Annotated in this window: 14 protein-coding genes; 4 read left to right on the forward strand and 10 right to left on the reverse strand. The window is 65.9% G+C overall.

All coding sequences use genetic code 11. The features are described from left to right. The 3 genes from Q0S71_RS07355 to Q0S71_RS07365 form a co-directional block, all read right to left on the reverse strand. A partial coding sequence (locus Q0S71_RS07355; RefSeq protein ID WP_295993568.1) for a 1-deoxy-D-xylulose-5-phosphate synthase N-terminal domain-containing protein occupies nt 1-416 on the reverse strand: 416 nt, incomplete at its 3' end. Beyond that, complete coding sequence (locus Q0S71_RS07360; protein WP_295993571.1) at nt 417-1,307, reverse strand: polyprenyl synthetase family protein; 891 nt, start codon at nt 1,305-1,307, stop codon at nt 417-419. Next, nucleotides 1,304-1,558 (reverse strand): exodeoxyribonuclease VII small subunit, encoded by a 255-nt coding sequence (locus tag Q0S71_RS07365; protein WP_295993573.1) that lies wholly within the window; start codon nt 1,556-1,558, stop codon nt 1,304-1,306. The genes Q0S71_RS07360 and Q0S71_RS07365 overlap by 4 nt, the downstream gene beginning before the upstream one ends. Nucleotides 1,559-1,925: 367 nt before the next feature. Between Q0S71_RS07365 and Q0S71_RS07370 the strand changes: the two genes are divergently transcribed. Both Q0S71_RS07370 and Q0S71_RS07375 read left to right on the forward strand, forming a co-directional pair. Further along, complete coding sequence (locus Q0S71_RS07370) at nt 1,926-3,026, forward strand: aromatic ring-hydroxylating dioxygenase subunit alpha (RefSeq protein WP_295993576.1); 1,101 nt, start codon at nt 1,926-1,928, stop codon at nt 3,024-3,026. Between the two features lie 178 nt (nt 3,027-3,204). Beyond that, nucleotides 3,205-4,059, forward strand: coding sequence for a sulfurtransferase (locus tag Q0S71_RS07375; protein WP_295993579.1), 855 nt, complete (start codon nt 3,205-3,207; stop codon nt 4,057-4,059). A gap of 63 nt (nt 4,060-4,122) precedes the next feature. Here Q0S71_RS07375 and Q0S71_RS07380 read toward each other — a convergent pair whose 3' ends face one another. Together Q0S71_RS07380 and Q0S71_RS07385 are read right to left on the reverse strand one after the other, a co-directional pair. Further along, the gene (locus Q0S71_RS07380; RefSeq protein WP_295993582.1) at nt 4,123-5,001 is read right to left on the reverse strand and encodes a PEP-CTERM sorting domain-containing protein; all 879 of its coding nucleotides are present in this window, start codon (nt 4,999-5,001) and stop codon (nt 4,123-4,125) included. A gap of 27 nt (nt 5,002-5,028) precedes the next feature. Continuing rightward, nucleotides 5,029-5,892 (reverse strand): PEP-CTERM sorting domain-containing protein, encoded by an 864-nt coding sequence (locus tag Q0S71_RS07385; RefSeq protein ID WP_295993585.1) that lies wholly within the window; start codon nt 5,890-5,892, stop codon nt 5,029-5,031. A 352-nt stretch (nt 5,893-6,244) separates the two neighbouring features. Between Q0S71_RS07385 and Q0S71_RS07390 the strand changes: the two genes are divergently transcribed. Together Q0S71_RS07390 and Q0S71_RS07395 are read left to right on the forward strand one after the other, a co-directional pair. Further along, complete coding sequence (locus tag Q0S71_RS07390) at nt 6,245-6,997, forward strand: NF038120 family PEP-CTERM protein (RefSeq protein ID WP_295993588.1); 753 nt, start codon at nt 6,245-6,247, stop codon at nt 6,995-6,997. 135 nt (nt 6,998-7,132) lie between these two features. After that, a complete protein-coding gene (locus Q0S71_RS07395) occupies nt 7,133-10,282 on the forward strand; it encodes a S8 family serine peptidase (RefSeq protein WP_295993590.1) in 3,150 nt (1,049 codons plus the stop codon). A 278-nt stretch (nt 10,283-10,560) separates the two neighbouring features. Here the strand turns inward: Q0S71_RS07395 and Q0S71_RS07400 are convergent, their stop codons facing one another. The 5 genes from Q0S71_RS07400 to polA form a co-directional block, all read right to left on the reverse strand. Continuing rightward, complete coding sequence (locus Q0S71_RS07400; RefSeq protein ID WP_295993592.1) at nt 10,561-11,403, reverse strand: PEP-CTERM sorting domain-containing protein; 843 nt, start codon at nt 11,401-11,403, stop codon at nt 10,561-10,563. Nucleotides 11,404-11,447: 44 nt separating this feature from the next. After that, nucleotides 11,448-12,308, reverse strand: a complete 861-nt coding sequence (locus tag Q0S71_RS07405) for a hypothetical protein (protein ID WP_295993596.1) — start codon at nt 12,306-12,308, stop codon at nt 11,448-11,450. A 380-nt stretch (nt 12,309-12,688) separates the two neighbouring features. Further along, nucleotides 12,689-13,438, reverse strand: coding sequence for a ZIP family metal transporter (locus Q0S71_RS07410; RefSeq protein ID WP_295993600.1), 750 nt, complete (start codon nt 13,436-13,438; stop codon nt 12,689-12,691). Nucleotides 13,439-13,581: 143 nt separating this feature from the next. Continuing rightward, nucleotides 13,582-14,466: a dienelactone hydrolase family protein gene (locus Q0S71_RS07415; RefSeq protein ID WP_295993603.1), complete on the reverse strand. Its 885-nt coding sequence runs from the start codon at nt 14,464-14,466 to the stop codon at nt 13,582-13,584. A 44-nt stretch (nt 14,467-14,510) separates the two neighbouring features. Further along, nucleotides 14,511-17,303: a DNA polymerase I gene (gene polA, locus Q0S71_RS07420; protein WP_295993607.1), complete on the reverse strand. Its 2,793-nt coding sequence runs from the start codon at nt 17,301-17,303 to the stop codon at nt 14,511-14,513. Nucleotides 17,304-17,328 lie beyond the last annotated feature (25 nt).

The following is a 17,328-nucleotide window of genomic DNA, read 5'->3' on the forward strand; positions in this document are numbered from 1 at the left end:
GCGTGGCGGTGCTCGCCCTTGATCTTGGCCGCCTGCGCCATGCCCAGCGCGGCCGAGATCGACGTCGACGAGTGGGCCGTGCCGAAGGTGTCGTATTCGCTTTCGACGCGGCGCGGGAAGCCGGAGATGCCGCCCTGCTGGCGCAGCGTGTGCATGCGCTCGCGCCGGCCGGTGAGGATTTTGTGCGAATACGTCTGGTGGCCGACGTCCCACACGATGCGGTCGTGCGGCGTGTTGAACACATAGTGCAGCGCCACCGTCAGTTCGACGGTGCCGAGGTTGGACGACAGATGGCCGCCCGTCTTGGACACGGAGTCGAGCAGGTAGCCGCGCAGTTCGTGGGCCAGCGGCGTCAGTTGGTGGCGCGCCAGCTTGCGCACGTCGGCCGGGGAGTTGATATGTTCGAGCAAGTTCATTTATGCCTTCCGCTGCACGATTAAATCCGCGAGTTCGCGTAACCGCAGGGCTTGTTCACCGAACGGCGCGAGCGCTGCGTGCGCATCGAGCCGCAATTGTTGCGCCAGCGCGCGCGACGGTCCCAGACCCAGTATCGACACATAGGTCGGCTTGTTGTCGGCCGCGTCCTTGCCGGCGGTCTTGCCCAGCGTGGCCGAATCGGCCGTCGCGTCGAGCACGTCGTCGACCACCTGGAAGGCCAGGCCGATGGCGCGCGCGTAGTCGTTCAGGGCCGCGATTTCCACGGCGGCCAGTTCCTTGCCCGCCAGCGCGCCCAGCACCACGGCGGCGCGCAACAGGGCGCCGGTTTTCAGCTGGTGCATTTGCTCGAGCTGGGCCAGGGTCAGGCTGACGCCGACGCTGGCCAGGTCGATGGCCTGGCCGCCGCACATGCCGGCCGAGCCGGCGGCCTGGGCCAGCAGGCGCAGCATCGCCACCTGGCGCGCGGCGGGCACGCCGTCCGCTTCGGCCAGCACCAGGAAGGCTTGCGACTGCAGGGCGTCGCCGACCAGCAGCGCCGTCGCCTCGTCGTAGGCCACGTGGACGGTCGGCTTGCCGCGCCGCAACGCGTCGTCGTCCATGCAGGGCATGTCGTCGTGCACCAGCGAATAAGCGTGGATCATTTCCACCGCCGCCGCCGCGCGGCTCAGCGCTGGCGCGTCGGCGCCGAACAGGGCGCCGGCCGCGTAGACCAGCAGCGGCCGCACGCGCTTGCCGCCGCCCAGCAGCGCGTAGCGCATGGCTTCGTGCAAGCGGGCCGGCAGCGCGCCGGCGGCCGGCAGGAATCCATCCAGATCGCTTTCGACCCGGGCTTGCACCGTCGTCATCCAGTCGTCGAAGCCGGCCGTCATTGCGCGCCCTCGTCGGCGTCGGCGTAGGGTTTGAGCATGTCGCCCTCCAGCACCTTGACCTGCGCCTCCACCTTGTCGAGCTGGGTGGCGCAGAACTTGACGAGCTCGGAGCCGCGCTGGTAGGCGGCCACCGACGCTTCCAGCGGCAGCTGGCCGGCTTCCATCTGGCTCACCAGCTGCGCCAGCTCGGCCATCGCGATTTCAAACGAGGCCGGGGCGATGCTCGTCTCGGCGGTTAATTTCTTAGGCATAGGCACTCAAATCCGTGGGCAAAAGTCGGGCGCAGCAACAGCCCGACCCAGTGTAGCCCGATATTTTAGAACAAACCACCTTATCAAGTGGAATTAAAGCGCGCCGGAACACAAGCGGAACACCGTCCGCGCCCTGTGTCACACATTGGTAATATGACCAGAGTTTATCGCAACCCTTGTCATTTCGGGGAGGATCATGCCTTTCGTGCAAGCTTCTCGGTTGCAATCTGGCGGACGATGCTGCGAAATGGCGCCGATCCACGGTATAATCGCCGGTTCTGTCCGAAATACCATTTCAAAAACTTGAATTCAGGTCTTTACGGAGACTGTCACTCTTTGGTTTGATGCACATATTAAGGGGGTTGGGATGTCCGATGTGGGGACCCACGCCAAGCTCGCGCGCTCGAACGCGCAACTTCCGGTAAGCGTCTATTTTGACGAAGCGCTGTTGCAGCGCGAAATGCAGCAACTGTTCCAGGCCGCCCCGCGCTACGTCGGGCATGAGCTGATGGTGCCCAATAGCGGCGATTTTGCGACCCTCGTCTCCGAAGATGAAGGGCGTATGCTGGTGCGCAACGCAAACGGGATCGAGCTGCTGTCGAACGTCTGCCGCCACCGCCAGGCGCTGATGTTCAACGGCCGCGGCAACGCCAACAACATCGTCTGCCCGCTGCACCGCTGGACCTACGACTTGAAGGGCGAGCTGATCGGCGCGCCCCACTTCGCCGAAACGCCGTGTTTGAACCTGCCCAAGACCGGGCTGCAAAACTGGAACGGCCTGCTGTTCGAGCAGAACGGCTACAACGTCATGGACAAGCTGTCGCAGCTGTCGGTGACCAAGGATCTCGATTTTTCCGGCTATATGTTCGACCACGTCGAAGTCCAGACCTGCAAATACAACTGGAAGACGTTCATCGAAGTCTATCTGGAAGATTATCACGTCGAACCCTTCCATCCGGGCCTGGGCGGCTTTGTCAGCTGCGACGACCTGCGCTGGGAATTCGGCCGCGACTACAGCGTGCAGACCGTGGGCGTGAACAAGGGCCTGCTGAAATCGGGCTCGGAGATTTACAAGCGCTGGCAGGAGCAGGTGCTGAAGTTCCGCGGCGGCGAACCGCCGCCGTATGGCGCGATCTGGCTGACGCTGTATCCCAACATCATGGTCGAGTGGTATCCGCATGTGCTGATCGTGTCGACCCTGTGGCCGGACGGCCCGCAGCGCACCCGCAACGTGGTGGAATTTTATTATCCCGAGGAGATCGTGCTGTTCGAGCGCGAATTCATCGAGGCCGAACGGGCCGCCTACATGGAAACCTGCGTCGAGGACGACGAGATCGCGCTGCGCATGGACGCCGGCCGCAAGGTGCTGCTCAAGCGCGGCACCACGGACGCCGGACCTTACCAGTCGCCGATGGAAGACGGCATGCAGCACTTCCATGAGTGGTATCGGGCCAATATCGACGTGTAGGCGGCCGGGTAGGCACCTGTCCCCGGCCATCGGGGTCAAGACCGGGCCTCAAACCGGGGTCTTTGTGTTGTCCGGCCCGGCCGCGACGTTTTACAATACCCGCGATGCCGAACACGGGCTGGCCATCGTCCGCCGGTCCGCTCGCCCGCCAATCGCAAGCACCTTGAGGACGCCCGCCATGCACACCACGCTTATCGACGCCGCCACCCTGGCCCCGCACGTGACCGATCCGGCCTGGGTCATCCTGGACTGCCGCCACGATTTGATGAACCCGGACGCGGGGCGCGACGGCTACGCCATCGGCCATATCCAGAACGCGCAGTTCGCCGGCATCGACGATGAGCTGTCCGGCGCCAAAACGGGCGCCGACGGCGTGTTCCACGGCCGCCATCCACTGCCGGACCGCGCCGCGCTGATCGAGGCGCTGCGCGACTGGGGCATCAACGACGACACGCAAGTGGTGGCCTATGACGCCCACGGCGGCATGTACGCGGCGCGCCTGTGGTGGTTGCTGCGCTGGATAGGCCATCCGGCCGTGGCCGTGCTCGACGGCGGCCTGGCCGCGTGGCAGTCGCAGGGACTGCCGCTGGTGACGCCGGTGGCGGCGCGCCCGCGCGGCCATCTCGGCGAGAAGCCGACGCTGACCAAAACCGTGACGGTGGCCGAGGTGCTGGCCAATCTGCGCAGCCACGCCCGCACCGTGGTCGACGCCCGCGCGCCGGAGCGCTACCGTGGCGAGAACGAAACCATCGATCCGGTCGGCGGCCATATTCCGGGCGCGAAGAACCGCTTCTTCAAGGACAATCTGGCACCCGACGACCGCTTCAAAACCGCCGCCCAGCTGAAACTGGAGTGGGCCGCCATCGCCGAACCGGCGACGGCCGCCATCATGCAGTGCGGCTCCGGCGTGACGGCCTGCCACAACCTGCTGGCGCTGGAAGTGGCGGGACTGCCCGGCGCGGCGCTGTATCCCGGCTCGTGGAGCGAGTGGTGCGCCGATCCGGCCCGGCCGGTGGCGACCGGGACGGCATGAGGCGCTGGCAGCACTAGCGCCGCCCGACCCCGCCGCCGGCTCCGGCGTGCGGGCGTCCGGGCATCAAGCCTGGCGGCGCTTGGCCCGTTTGGCACCCCAGCCGACCAGCGCCAGCCCCGCCATCAGCATGGCGTAAGTCTCCGGCTCGGGCACCGCCGCCACCGACGAGAGGCCGCTGACATCGACGTCGGCGACGAAGAAGCCGCTGGCCGACTGCCCCGTCTTGTTGCTGAAGCTGGCCGACATCTGGCCATCCCAGCTCTGCGTCTGTCCGACGACGCTGCCGTCGTCCTTGACCTCGTACAGCGCCTGCAACGTCGTTTCCTGATAGCCGCCGACGTAGGTACCGTTGTCGGTGTAGGCCTCGATGTCGAGGAACAGGTGGGCATTGGCCTCCTCGGCCTGGAAGGCGTCGAGGTTATAGCCTATCGTGGTCTGCGCCCTGGCCGAGCCGTTGACCGTTATCGTCATCATGGTGTTGGCCGACAGCGTGAAGGAATTCATGTAGGGATCCTGGCCGGTCGCCTCGGCGAAATAACGGCCATTGCCGTCGACGGTGCTGAGCGCCTTGCCCGACGCCGACGCCGAGCTGAAGCCGGCCAGGGTGACGGCGCTGGTCAGCGACGCATTGCTGCTGGCCAGCTCGTCGTTCAGCGCGCCGTTCAGGCCGCCCTGCTGCCCGACCAGCACCTTGTTGAAGGTGTGCTGGACGAATTCATCGCCGAAGCTGCGGGTTTCACCCATGATGGTCGGCTGGGCATCGGCCTGGTAGATCAGCGACGGCGCGATGCCGTCGTTCGGATCGAGGTCGGTGAGCGTGATGGTCAGGTTGCCGAAAGTGGCTGAACTGCTGGCGGCCGCGTGGGCCGGACCGGCGGCGGCTACGGCGACAACGGCGGCGGCGCAGGCCGCCGCCAGGGTGCTGCGTGCGATACGTTTCATTCCATCTCCTTGCAGATTAGCGATTGTTCAGGATGCCTTGCGGCGGCGCGCCAGCGCGCCCATGACGGCCAGGCCGCCCAGCAGCATGGCGTAGCTGGACGGTTCCGGCACGGCGGCCAGCACCACCGAGCGGCCGCCGACTTCCGCTTCGGCATAGAACTGGCCGGTGGCGCTGGTGCTGCCCAGGTTGCTGTAACTGGCCGTCATCGTGCCATTCCACTGCGCGCTCTGCGCACCGGACGGGCCGCCGTCGAGGTAGTACACGCTTTGAACCTGTTCTTCCATGTCGGTGGCGTCGCCGGCATTGCTGCCGCCGGCGTACAGCGTCAGGCGGCCGTAGGCCATCTCGCCTTCGAGCGCGCCGGCGGTGTAGCCCACCGTGAAATCGGTGTTGATCGCGGCCTTGGCCGAAAAGCTGACCATGGTGTTGGCCGACAGGATGAAGGACGTGTTGTCGACGGTGAACGGCACCGTCGCGTAGCCGAAATAGCGGCCGTGGGCATCGACGCCGCTGGCGGCGCTGGCGCTCAAACTCATGGACGAAAAACCGGCGCCGCTGGACGAGCCGACGATGCTGGCGGAGGACGCCGCGGTGCCGGTGTCGATGGTGTCGCTGAGGCTCTTGCCGATGACCTTGCTGGTGTGGTCCATGGTCAGATAGGTGTCGCGGGGGGCCCAGCTTTCGGCCTCGCCGTAGATGTGGTTGCCCTCGTACTGATTGGCGTTCGGCAGGAAGGTGATCGATGGCGCGATGCCGTCGCCGGAATTGAGGTCGGTGAGCGTGATGGTGACGTTGCCGAAGCTAACGGTGCTGTAGGCGTCAGCCATGGCGGGGGCGGCCAGCGCCGACAAACAGGCGGCCGCGAGCACGTGCATTGTGACGGATTTCATTGATCCTCCTCTTGATTAACGGGGATCCCAGTATGGTCAAAAAAAATACCATCTGTCTATACCATTAGCATTTTTATATTTTTACCATTCGTCAAAAATGCTTAAAACTTAATACAAAAAATATTGCGCGGTTTGCCTATGAAATCGGCTCAGCTTAGCGACGCCGATTAAGAAAAACTCTCACCAAAAGTCACATTTTACCGTTGTTTTAATGTAATTATCGTAACAATTTACCAAAAGTTTTCTCCATTTTGGTTGCTCCAATTGCTATAGTTTTTTGAAACCCAATCCAAAAACCATAGGGTCAGTTTCATCACGTGCAGCACGCACATACACACCACGGGAGAGATTTATGGCAGATGCAGCACCTGGACCGGCACATGCCGGCAAGCGAGCGCCGACCGCGCTGACACAGCTGTTGGGCGGCACCGCGCTGCTGCTGGCCGCGGCCCTGCCGCTGGCCGCCGGCGCCGCGACCATCGACTTCGACAGCCTGGACCCCACCATCGTTTTCGACCAGGACACCCTGGTGCAAAACGGCATGCTGCTGACCGGCATCGGCAGCAACGGCGGCTACGCCGGCGCTGTGGTCGACGGCGCCGCCGGCGACGGCCTGTGCTCCGCCATGGCCTGTCCCAAGGGCGACAACAGCCATTATTACGCCGCCCTCAACGACGGTGCGCTGACCATCAACGCCGTCGCCGGCGGCCAGCTGATCGCGCTGCGCAGCTTCGACGCCGCCTTCATCGGTGGCGACGCCGGCGCCAGCTATCCGCTCCAGGCCGGCCTGCTGACGGTGGTCGGCGTGCGCGCCGACGGCACCAAGATGCAGGAACAGTTCGGCCTCGCGGCCCAGGCCGACGGCAGCCTGCGCTTCGGCAGCTACCTGAGCCAGTCGCCGTTCGCCGGCCAGGGCTTCGCCAGCCTGAGCTTTTCCGGCGTCGCCTGCTCGCAGGGACAGTGCAGCGCGCTGGGCGACAACAGCGGCCAGTTCGCGCTCGACAATCTGACCATCTCGGCCGTGCCTGAACCGTCGGCCTGGCTATTCCTGTCCGCCGGCCTCGGCCTGCTGGCCATGCTGGCCCGCCGCCGCCCAGCCGCCTGAGCTAACTGAGCTAACTGAGCTAACCGAGCTAACTGAGCTAACTGAGCTAACTGAGTCGCCGCCCGAGCCGCTTGGCGCGAGGCGCTGAGCGCGAAGCCCACCGTCTTTCCGTCCACCTTTTTTTTTCGGATCCCCATGAACCATCTACGTCCTGTTTCCACCACCGCCGCCGCGGTCCTGGCGCTGCTGGCCGGCCTGAGCGCCGCCCACGCCGACGATGTGCGCCGTCCCTACCTGATCGAACTGGCCGACCAGCCCGTCGCCGCCTACAGCGGCGGCCTGTCCGGCCTGCGCGCCACCCACGCCGCCAGCGGCCAGCGCATCGACCTGGGCACCGACGCCGTCCAGCAATACAGCGGCTATCTGACGCGCCAGCAAAACGCCGTCAAGTCGCTGGTCGCCGCCGCCCCCGTCAGCCACCAGTACCAGCTGGTCTTCAACGGCTTCGCCGCGCGCCTGACGGACGCCGAAGTGCACGCGCTCAAGGCCAGCGGCCAGGTCGCCCGCATCAGCCCCGACGAAGCGCGCCACGTACTCACCAACTACACCCCGACCTTCCTCGGCCTGGATGCGCCGGGCGGCCTGTGGGACCAGCTCGGCGGCAAGCAGCACGCCGGCGAGGATGTCATCATCGGCGTCATCGACACCGGCATCTGGCCGGAAAACCTGTCCTACGCCGACCGCGTCGACGCCGGCGGCCGGCCCACTTTCGCCGCCACCGGCGCGCTGGCCTACGGCGCGCCGCCGGCCAGATGGAAAGGCCAGTGCCAGACCGGCGAAGGCTTCACGGCGGCCAACTGCAACAACAAGCTGATCGGCGCGCGCTACTTCGACGACGGCTTCCGCGCGAACGGCAACCCCATCCACGCGAGCGAATTCCGCTCGCCGCGCGACTCGCTGGGCGCGCCCAACGGCGACGGCGGCCACGGCACCCACACCTCGTCCACGGCGGCCGGCAACAACGGTGTCGACGCCGTCGTCGGCGGCAACCTGCTGGCCCAGCGCAGCGGCATCGCCCCGCGCGCCCGCCTGGCCATGTACAAGATTTGCTGGACCTACAACGCCGGGCCCTTCGAGAGCACCACCGGCATGGCCAACACCTGCTACAACAGCGACAGCATGGCCGCCATCGAACAAGCCATCAAGGACGGCGTCGACGTGCTGAGCTACTCGATCAGCGGCGGCGCCAGCGTGCTCGATCCGGTCGAGCAAGCCTTCCGCCACGCCGCCGAAGCCGGCGTCTTCATCGCCGCCGCCGGCGGCAACGCCGGACCGGACCAGGCGGTGTCCCACATCAGCCCGTGGCTGACCACGGTCGCCGCGTCGACCCACGACCGCGCCCACCTGGCCACCGTCACGCTCGGCAACGGCTTCCAGGTCAGCGGCACCTCGCTCGACATCGCCGCCCTGCCGGCCACCGCCATCATCCGCGCCGAGGATGCCGCCCTGCCCGGCGCCAACGCCAGCGACGCCGCCCAGTGCTGGCGCGCGGCCGACGAAGTCAACGAGCTGCCCACGCTGGACCCGGCCAAGGTGGCCGGCAAGATCGTGGCCTGCCGCCGCGGCGGCGCCGGCCGCGTCAACAAGGCGGTCGCGGTGCGGACCGCCGGCGGCGTCGGCATGATCTTGATCGACGACGGCAGCGGCCAGGTGCTCGACGTCTACCCGATTCCCACCGTCCACGTGGACATGGACCCGGGCAACCAGATCGCCGACTACGCCAGCGGCGCCGGCGCCACGGCCGCCATCTCGGCCTCGGTGCTCACGCCCGTGGTGGGCCCGGTGATGGCCGACTTTTCGTCGCGCGGACCGAACGCCTTCGACGCCGGCGTGCTCAAGCCCGACATGACGGCGCCCGGCGTCGACATCCTGGCCGGCGTCGCGCCGTCGCTGGACCAGGCCGGCCATGACGCCATCATCGCCGGCAACGGCGCGGCGGTCAGCGTGTCGACCTATATGTCGGGCACCTCGATGGCCACGCCGCACGTGGCCGGCCTGGGCGCGCTGCTGCGCCAGCGCCATCCCGACTGGTCGCCGGCCGCCATCAAGTCGGCCCTGATGACCAGCACCACCTCGGTCCACGCCAACAGCCTGACCGGCGACCAGGACGGCACGCTGCCATGGGGCCAGGGCGCCGGCCACGTGACGCCCAACAGCGCCGCCGATCCCGGCCTGGTGTACGACGCCGGCGCCGCCGACTACAAGAAATACATGTGCGGCATCACCGCCCAGGCCAGCGACTGCGACGGCGGCACCCAGCCCGGCTACGCCCTCAACCTGGCCTCGATCACCCTGCCCGGCGTGGTCGGCATCCAGAGCGTCAGCCGCAGCGTGACCAACGTCGGCGCCAGCACCGCCATCTACAACGGCACGGTCGAGATCGACGGCTACACCGCCACCCTGACGCCGGCCACGCTGACGCTGGACCCGGGCCAGACCCAGAGCTACACCGTCAACCTGCGCCGCACCACGGCCGACGACGGCCTGTGGAAATTCGGCACCGTGGTCTGGACCGACGGCGAGCACAAGGTGCGCAGTCCCCTGCAGGCGCGCTATAACAGCGGCGCGGTGGCCCCGGCCCTGGTCAGCGCCAGCGGCGCCAGCGGCGTGCGCCTGATCGGCGTGGCCACCGGCTTCGACGGCAAGATGACGGCGACCCACGCCGGCATGCGCGAAGTGACGCGTGTGGCGCAGACGGTCACGCAGGCCCCGGCCGGCTCCCTGAGCGACATCTACGCCGTGTCGGCCGCTTGCGCGGCGCGCGGTCCCGGCGTCAAGGAAGTGGCGCTGGGCATCCCGAGCAACACGATGGTGGCGCGCTTCGAGCTGTTCAACCACGACACCGACGGCGGCGCCGACGACGACCTCGACCTGGCCGTCTTCGACCAGGGCGACGGCCTGCTCGGCTACAGCGGCAACGAAGGCTCGAACGAAACCGTCACGCTGACGTCGCCGCCGACCGGCATCGTCAAGGTCTGCGTGATGGGCTTCAAGGTCAAGAACGGCAAGTCGGCCAACTACACCCTGTCGTATGCGATGGCGATCCCGAACGACACCAAGGGCAATGTGAAACTGGGCCTGCCCGGCCAGGTCAAGCTGGGCGGCACCGCCAGCGTCGCCCTGAACTGGTCGGGTCTGGACGCTGGCAAGCGCTTCCTGGGCGGCATGCAGCTGCTGAACCCGGCCGGCCGCGTGGTCTCGACCACCGAGTTCGACATCGACACCGGCGACACCGTGCCGGCCCTGAGCCCATCCGTGCGCGCCAAGCGCGACAGCAAGCTCTAAGTTGTAAGTTGTAAGTTGTAAGTTGTAAGTTGTAAGTTGTAAGCGCGAGGAATGGGCGGGCAAGCCCGGGATCAAGCCGGGGGTCAGACCCCGCGTTCGGGCGGCAACTGCGGCCACTGAACTACAGCCGGGTCTGACCCCGATGTCGCAGCCGCCGACCCGCCCGCCTCGCCGCCCAACAAAAAAAGCCGCGCACTGCAAAGTGCGCGGCTTTTTTATCATGCGGCGCCGTTCAGCGGCCCTGCGCCGTGGCGCCGAAGCGCCGCCGCGCCGTCATCTTAAACCTTGCGCCGTCCGACGCGCCAGCCGACCAGGCCCAGCCCCGCCAGCAGCATGGCGTAGCTGCCCGGCTCCGGCACCGCCAGCGCCGAGTAGCCGGAGACGGAGACTTCGGCATTGAACTTTCCGGTGGCGTCGAACGCCGTCAGATTGCTGTAGCTGACCGAGATCGGCCCGCTCCAGCTCGCGGATTGCCCGATGATGCTGCCGTCGTCGGCATAAGCGAACGTGGCATTCAAACTCTGGTTCAGGTCCGTGCCCGCCGGGCCGAAGGGGCCGAGCAACAGCCTCAAGGAAGCGTTGGCTTGCTCGTCCTGGCCGATGGCCGAGTTATAGCCCAGCGTGGTCTGCACCGATATCGCCGCATCGACCGTCACCGTGATCCTGGTGTTGGCCGACAGCGTGAACGTGTTCATCAGGGGACTCTCGCCGAACGCGCTGCTGGAATACAGGCCATAGCCGTCGGCCGTGCTCAGCGCCGCGCCCGTCGTCGCCATCGAACTGAATCCCGCCAGATTGGCGACGCTGTTCACCGTGGCCTTGCTCGACGCCAGCACATCGTTCAGCGAGCCGGACAGCGCACCCTGCTGCCCCACCGTCGTGTCGACGTAATCATGCTCGATGCGTTCGTCGCCAAAGCTGCGGGTTTGGCCGCTGATGGACGGTTTACCATTGACCTGGAAGGTCAGCGATGGCGCGATGCCGTCGTTCGGGTCCAGGTCGGTGAGGGTGATGACCAGATTGCCAAAGCTGGCCGAGCTGGTGGCCGCCGCCTGGGCGGCGCCGGCGGTGGCAACGGCAACGGCGGCCGCTGCCAGGGTGAGGCGTGTGATGCGTTTCATTCGATCTCCTAGCAAATTAACAGGTGGGCAGGTGGGCAGGTGGGTCATTGCGCCTGGCGGCGCCGCGCCAGCGCCGCCAGCAGGGCCATGCCGCCGAGCAGCATGCCGCAACCGGACGGCTCCGGCACGGCCGATGTCACCGAACGGCCACCGATATCGGCCTCGGCATAGAACGAGCCCAGGGCGCTGGCGTTGCCGAGATTGCTGTAACTGGCCGTCATCGTGCCATTCCATGTGCCGCCTTGCGCGCCCGGCGCGTCGCCCGTCCCATAGACAAAACCCAGGGACTGCTGTTCCAGGTCGCTGGCGTCGCCGGGCTGGCTGCCGCCGGCATACAGCGCCAGGCTGCCGTAGGCGGCCTCCCCTTCGAGCCCTCCGGCGGTGTAGCCCACCGTGAAACCGGTCTGGATCGCGGCGCTGGCCGAGAAGCTGACCAGGGTATGGGCCGACAGGATGAAGGACGTGTTATCGGCGGTGAAGGGCACCGTCGCGTAGCCATTGTAGGTACCGTGACCGGCGACGGTGCTGGCGGCGGCGCCGCTCAGGCTCATGGCCGAGAAGCCGGCGCCGTTGGCGGCGCCGGTCACGCTGCCGGCGACGCGCGACACGCCGATCTCGGTGCTGTCGCCGACGCTGCTGCCAGCGTTCTTGCCTGTATGGTCAAAGGAACGGTATTGATCGCGCGGCGCCCAGCTCTCGACATTGCCGTAGACGTGGCTTCCCTCGTACAAGTCGGCGTTGGGCAAAAAGGTGATCGATGGCGCGATGCCGTCGCCGGGGTTCAAATCGATCAGGGTGACGGTCACGCCGCCAAAGCTGACCTGGCTGTAGGCGTCGGCCATGGCGGGTAGCGACAGCGCCGACAAGCCGGCGACGGTCAGCGCGCGCAGTGCTAGTGATTTCATTAATACTCCTCTGATTTAGCGGAGTATGAGTATGAATAAAATTAATACCGCTCATCGATAATTGCTATTTCTTTATTTTTACCATCTGTCAAAATTATTGCATCTTCAACTGGAAAATATTCGTCGCATTCCCTATGAACTATTTTCAGTTAGCATAAATTCATCATCCATCGCTTTAACTTCCGACATGATTTATTGTTGTTTTTTTAAAATTATTTTGACAATTGGTTTTACGTTTTCCTTTATCATGGACCTGCCTATCACACTGCGGACAGCGGCCTGGGCGGCAGGTCACTCAGTGTCAACGGCATGGCGGCGCACATAAAAAAAGCCGCGCACTGCGAAGTGCGCGGCCTGGCATGGAGCGACAGCCGACCGTGCTAATGGCCGTGCGTGAGGATCAGCACCATGACGATGCCGGCGCCGATCAGCAGCACCTGCGGTATGGTTTCGCGCAGCGTGGCGCGGCGCTGCATCTGCGGCATCAGGTCGCCGACGGCGATGTAGATGAAGCCGGACGACGCGAACACCAGCACATACGGTATCAGGCCGCTGGCGCGGTCCAGTGTGTAATAACCGAGCACGCCGCCGGCGATCGCCATCAGGCTGCACAGCAAATTGAACACATAGGCCCGCGCGCGTGAAAAACCGGCGTTGAGCAGCACGATGAAGTCGCCGATTTCCTGCGGAATTTCATGCGCGATGATGGCCAGCCCCGTCACCAGGCCCAGCTCCGGATTGGCGATGAAGGCCGCCGCGATCAGGATGCCGTCGGTGAAGTTGTGCATGCCGTCGCCGATCAGGATCATCCAGCCGGCCTTGCCGGCGCTGTGCTTGTCGTGGCCGTGGGCGTGGTGGTGGCCGTCGCCCTCGTGGTGGTGGGAGTGGCGCAAAATCGCCAGCTTTTCCAGCATGAAGAACGTCAGCAGGCCGCCCAGCAGCGTGGCGAACAGGGTGCGCGGATCGGCCTTCGATTCAAACGCTTCCGGCAGCGCGTGCAGCAGCGACGTCGACAACATGATCCCGACCGACAGGCTGACCATGCGCTCGACCACCTTCGACAGCAGCGCGAACGAAAACACCGCGGCGGCGGAAATGCTGACGACGCCGGCGACCGTGGTCGCCAGCAAAATGGAAACGAGTGTTGGATCGATTTTTCTTACCTCTTATAGCGGGGGGGGGGGCTTGCGCCGGTATCGCATGCGCAGGCGGGAACCCAGGCCGGGCGTCATTCTAACGCCCGGCCCGCATTCCTGCTCGATACGTCTTGATTTCACGCCACGCCGTGTTCCCGGAACCAGGCCAGCGTGCGCTGGAAGCCGTCCTTGGCGTCGGCGGCGACGTAGCTGGGACGATAGTCGGCGTTGAAGGCATGGCCGGCGTCGGGATAGACGACGAAGGTCGACGGCGCGCCGCCCTTGGCCAGCTGCGCTTTCATCTGCGCGATCGACTCCTGCGTGATGCCGCTGTCCTTCAAACCGTACAGGCCCAGCACCGGCACCTTGAGCGTGGGCGCGATGTCGACCGGATTGGACGGCGACATGGCGTTCGGTTCGCCCACCAGGCGGCCGTACCAGGCCACGCCGGCTTTCAGCGCCGGATTGTGGGCCGCGTACATCCACGTGATGCGCCCGCCCCAGCAGAAACCGGTGATGGCCATCTTGTCGCCGTCGCCGCCATTGGCCTTGGCCCAGGCGACGATGGCGTCGAGATCGCCCATCACCTGCTGGTCCGGCGTCCTGGAGATGATGTTCTTCATCAGGTCCGCGATCGACGGCGCCGTCGTCGGATCGCCCTGGCGCACGAACAGGTCCGGCGCCAGCGCCAGGTAGCCCAGCTTGGCGAAGCGGCGCGCCATGTCGGCGATGTGCTCGTGCAGGCCGAAGATTTCGGAGATCACCAGTACCACCGGCAAATGGGTCTTGCCCTCGGGCTGGGCGCGGTAAAACGGCACGTCCACGCCGCCGACATTGACCTTGACGACGCCGGCGGTGAGGCCGGCGGTGTCGGTGTGGATCATGGTCTGCGCCACCACCGGCAGCGCGGCGACGGCGAAGCCGGTGCCGACGGCGGCCTTGATGAAACCGCGGCGGTCCACGCCGTCGGACAAACCGGTTTTAGCCAGCAGACTGGCTGCATCCTGCTTCAGATTTTCCATGCGTCTCCTCCTGTGAAATATAGCAAACACCAATGACAACGAGGTCAGTGCGCCTCGTCCCAGTTTTTGCCGACGCCGACTTCCGCCGTCAACGGCACCTTCAGCTGCGCCACGCCGGCCATCAGCTCGGGCAGTTTTTCGCGCACCAGCGCCAGCTCGGCGTCCGGCACTTCCAGCACCAGTTCATCATGCACCTGCATAATCATCTTCGTGGCCAGGCCGTCGCGTTCGAGCCAGCCCTGCACGGCGATCATCGCCAGCTTAATCAGGTCGGCCGCCGTGCCCTGCATGGGCGCGTTGATGGCGGCCCGTTCGGCGCCCTGGCGGCGCGGGCCGTTCGGCGAATTAATCTCCGGCAGCCACAGGCGGCGGCCGAACACGGTTTCCACGTAGCCGCGCGCCTTGGCCTGGGCCCGCGTGTCTTCCATATACTGCTTGACGCCGGAGAAGCGCGCGAAATAGCGCTCGATGTAGTTCTGCGCGGCGGCGCGGTCTATGCCCAGGTTGCCGGCCAGGCCGAAGGCGCTCATGCCGTAGATCAGGCCGAAGTTGATGACCTTGGCGTAGCGCCGCTGCTCGCTGCTGACGTCGGCCGGCGCCACGCCGAAGATTTCGGCGGCGGTGGCGCGGTGGATGTCGACGCCGTCGGCGAAGGCGCGCAACATGTTTTCGTCGCCCGAAATGTGGGCCATGATGCGCAGCTCGATCTGCGAATAGTCGGCCGAGACGATGTGGTGGCCGGGCGCGGCGATGAAGGCTTCGCGGATGCGGCGGCCCTCCTTGGTGCGGATCGGGATGTTCTGCAGATTCGGATCGTTCGACGCCAGCCGCCCCGTCACCGCCACCGCTTGCGCGTAGTTGGTGTGGACCCGGCCCGTCTCCAGGTTGATCATCTTGGGCAGCTTGTCGGTGTAGGTCGACTTGAGCTTGGACAGGCTGCGGTATTCCAGCAGCACCTTGGGCAGCGGATAATCCTCGGCCAGCTTTTGCAGCACCTCCTCGTCGGTCGACGGCGCGCCGCTCGGCGTCTTCTTCACCACCGGCAGTTTCAGCTTCTCGAAGAAGATCTCGCCGATCTGCTTGGGCGAACCGAGATTGAAGGGCTGCTCGGCCAGTTCATGGGCCTTCAGTTCCAGCTCGGCGATGCGGGCGCCCAGTTCGGTCGACTGCGCCGCCAGCAGCCCGGCGTCGATGTGGACGCCGTTGCGCTCTATCTTTTGCAGCACGATGGCGGTCGGCAGCTCGATGGTGTTGTAGATCGCGGTCAGCTTGGCGTCGCCGCTGACGTGGCCCACCATCGCCAGGTGCAGGCGCAGCGTGATGTCCGCGTCCTCGGCGGCGTAGGCGGTGGCGCGGCCGATTTCCACCTTGTCGAAGGTGATCCGGTTGACGCCCTTGCCGCACACGTCGACGAAGGGGATGGTCGTGTGGTTCAGGTGGCGCAGCGCCAGGCTGTCCATGTCATGGGTGCGGTGCGACTCGAACACATACGATTGCAGCAGCGTGTCGTGGACGATGCCGCGCAGGGCCACGCCGTGGTTGGCGAAGATATGGCTGTCGTACTTCAGGTTCTGGCCCAGCTTCGGCTTCGAGGCGTCCTCCAGCCACGGCTTCAGCCTGGCCAGCACGTGCTCGCGCGCGAGCTGCTCCGGCGCGCCGGCGTAGCTGTGCGCCATCGGGATGTAGGCCGCCACGCCCGACTCCACGGCCAGCGAAATGCCGACCATCTGCGCCGTCATCGGCTCCAGCGACGTGGTCTCGGTGTCGACCGCCGTCAGTTCGGCGGCGTCGATCAGGGCGATCCACTTGTCGAGCTGCTCGTCGGTGAACACGGTTTCGTAGTTGACGTTGACGGCCGGCGGCGCGCCGAACAGGTCGCCGTTGGCCGAGACGGCGCCGCCGGCGGCGGGCGTGGTGTCGGCGGCGGTGGCCGGCTTGGAGGCCGAGGCGGCGCTGCCGCTGGGCGCGGCCGGCGTGACGCCGCCCAGTTCCCGCAGCAGCGTCTTGAAGCCGTACTGGCCGAAGAAGGCCAGCAGCGCTTCATGATCCTCGCCGCGCGCCACCAGCGATTCGGCGATCGTCATCATGTGGGCCGACAGGTCGCAATCGAGTTTCACGGTAATGAGTTCGCGCCCTTTCGGCAGCCACTCGAGCGCCGCGCGCAGGTTTTCGCCGACGGCGCCGCCGATCTTGTCGGCGTTGGCCATCACGCCATCGAGGCTGTCGTACAGGGCCAGCCACTTGAGCGCCGTCTTCGGCCCGCACTTGGACACGCCGGGCACGTTGTCGACGGTGTCGCCGATCAGCGTCAGGTAGTCGATGATGCGGTTGGGCGGCACGCCGAACTTGGCCAGCACGCCGGCTTCGTCGAGCTTCTCGTTGCTCATGGTATTAATCAGCATGACATGCTCGTTGACCAGCTGCGCCAGGTCCTTGTCGCCGGTCGAGACGATGACGTCCATGCCGGCCTGCGCGGCCTGCACCGACAGCGTGCCGATCACGTCGTCCGCCTCGACGCCGTCGACCATCAGGATGGGCCAGCCCATGGCCTTGACGGCCAGGTGGATAGGTTCGATCTGCAAGCGCAGGTCGTCCGGCATCGAGGCCCGCGTGGCCTTGTATTCGGGGTACATATCGTCGCGGAAGGTCTTGCCCTTGGCGTCGAACACGCAGGCGATGTAGGCGGCCGGATAGTCGGCGCGCAGGCGGCGCAGCATGTTGACCATGCCGTGCATGGCGCCGGTGGGGTGGCCGTCCGGGCTGCGCAGGTCGGGCAGCGCGTGGAAGGCGCGGTAAAGGTAACTGGAACCGTCAACGAGCAGCAGGGTTTTTTGCATAAATATAGACCAAGGGAGTGGGGCG

The organism is Rugamonas sp., from assembly GCF_025354735.1.
Taxonomy (GTDB): Bacteria; Pseudomonadota; Gammaproteobacteria; order Burkholderiales; family Burkholderiaceae_D; genus Rugamonas.